Origin of the sequence: Chromohalobacter sp. 48-RD10 (assembly GCF_029889785.1) — a bacterium.
Classification (GTDB): domain Bacteria; phylum Pseudomonadota; class Gammaproteobacteria; order Pseudomonadales; family Halomonadaceae; genus Chromohalobacter.
The window spans coordinates 1-2,103 of record NZ_JARANX010000096.1 but is presented as its reverse complement, the minus strand read 5'-3'; the positions used below and the strand labels follow the sequence as shown (position 1 = coordinate 2,103).

At 57.5% G+C, this 2,103-nt stretch carries 3 protein-coding genes; all 3 read right to left on the bottom strand.

Features of this window, described 5'->3' with window-relative positions; genetic code table 11:
- Window positions 1–458 (bottom strand): flagellar motor protein MotB (locus OP496_RS17310; RefSeq protein WP_280565096.1); only part of this gene is annotated, 458 nt, incomplete at its 3' end.
- Window positions 459–460: 2 nt separating this feature from the next.
- The gene (motA, locus tag OP496_RS17305; protein WP_247621295.1) at window positions 461–1,342 is read right to left on the bottom strand and encodes a flagellar motor stator protein MotA; all 882 of its coding nucleotides are present in this window, start codon (window positions 1,340–1,342) and stop codon (window positions 461–463) included.
- Between the two features lie 158 nt (window positions 1,343–1,500).
- Window positions 1,501–2,103, bottom strand: a 603-nt coding sequence (gene flhC, locus OP496_RS17300; protein ID WP_280565094.1) for a flagellar transcriptional regulator FlhC, incomplete at its 5' end; no start/stop codon positions are given.

The window sequence follows — 2,103 nt, the reverse complement described above, 5'->3', positions numbered from 1 at the left end:
AGATGTGTATATGAGACATGGCGCTCGGGTATGAAATCGGTACGCAGCTGCGAACTCATCTGACGCAGATTTGGATCTTCGCGCACCTGGCGTTCCAGACGGTCACGAAGCACCCTCAAGCGTCGCATCTCGTCACTGGGACGGGATTGCTGGCGAATGTCCAGGCGCCGCTCTTCACCTTCGGAAAAGGTGGGGTCCGCGCCGCCACCGGGGATCGCGCTGGTACTTGCCGTCGACTTGTCGCCGCCGGTCATCGCCACCGCTAAGGGCGTTCGGAAATACTCGGCGATATTATCTAGCTCGTTTTCAGGCACCATCGACAGGATCCAAAGCACCAGAAAGAGCGCCATCAGCGCAGTCATGAAATCGGCATAGGCAATCTTCCAATTGCCCCCATGATGCCCTTTGCTGACGACCTTCTTGCGTTTGACGATGATTGGACGGCGTTCGCTACTCATGCTTAGCCCGTCCCAGTGCCGCGTGTGCCACTTCCCTCTGCCCGAACATGTTCTTCGAGCTCAGTGAATGAGGGGCGCTCGGCGGTGAACAAGGCCTTACGCCCAAACTCCACTGCCAATTGAGGCGCCAGACCGTTCAGGCTCGCCATCAGCGTCACACGAATGCATTGCAGCATTTTGATGGCTTCAGTGATTTGGAGTTGAAGTCGCTGGGCGACGGGCAGGACGAAGCCGTAGGCGAGCAGAATCCCCAAGAACGTTCCCACCAATGCCTGAGCGATCATCTGTCCCATGGCCGCCGCGCCCTGATCAGCGGCTCCCAGGGCATGAACGACGCCCATGACGGCCGCCACGATGCCAAACGCAGGTAGGCCATCGCCGACACTGTGCAGAGAATGGGAGGGGATTTCCGCCTCGTGCTGGAAGGTATCGATCTCATGCTCCATGAGCGTATCGATCTCGAACGGATCCATGTTGCCACTGACCATCAAGCGCAAGTAGTCGGTGATGAACGCCATGATCACTGGATCACTAGAGATCTTGGGATAGTCGGAGAAGATCGCACTATCCTCGGGAGCGTCGATATCACGTTCGATGGCCAGCATGCCGTCCCGCCGTGCCTTGGTCAGCAGACGGTACTGCAAGGCCATCAACTCCATGTACATCGCCTTGTTGTACTTATTGGTACGCTTGAGCCTCGAAAACGCACGCAGGGTGGCCTTGATCGCCTTGCCATTGTTGGCAGCGATAAAGGCACCCACGGCAGCACCGACGATCATGAGAATTTCGGATGGCTGGAATAGCGCACCGAAGTGGCCTCCGACGAGGGTATAACCGCCCCCGATCGATGCGATAACAACCAAATAGCCGATTAGAATCAACACAGCAGAACGCTCCTAGCGGCATGCATGACTGGCCCGTTGATATCTCTATCGGCAGGAAGCGACACGCCTTGAATGAAAAAACGCAGAAATGCGTCGTACCGCTTCCTTGTATCGGTCGTTACCCCCTAATGTCGCGACGACACTAGATACGCGAACGCCTATCTAGCGACGAGGCGTCGCGCCGTCATCCCATCCGACTCAGAAGGCGACACAGGCTGACGACGCGGCGTGGTCACCCGTTCTTCGGCCTGACGCTTCTTGCGTGTCTTGCCAGCACGCGATGGTGGCTGACAAATACCGCACACGAAGTCGTGGTCGGGACTGTACGCGTGGGCGACGAACCGACCACCGCAACTGGTGCACGGCGAGAGTTGCATCATGCCACTTTCGAAGAAGCGAATGAGCGTCCAGGCGCGCGTCAATCCCAGCACCGGCTCCCCCGCTTCGAGGCTGACTTGCTCTAGGTAGAGCCTGAAGGCTTTGACGAAAGCCGACATTCGCTCGCAACCGCAGTCTTCGAGCAGACTCGAGTAAATGTTGTAAAACAACGAGGAATGGATGTTCGGCATCCAGGTAATGAACCAGTCGGTCGAAAACGGCAGCATGCCCTTGGGGGGCGACATGCCACGCACTTCCTTGTAGAGCTTGACCAAGCGCCCACGACTCAAATCTGTCTCGGTCTCGAGTACCTGCAGACGCGCCCCCAGATCGATCAACTCGATGGCGAGCTGCACCTGCAGCATCTCGCCCACTAGACTTTT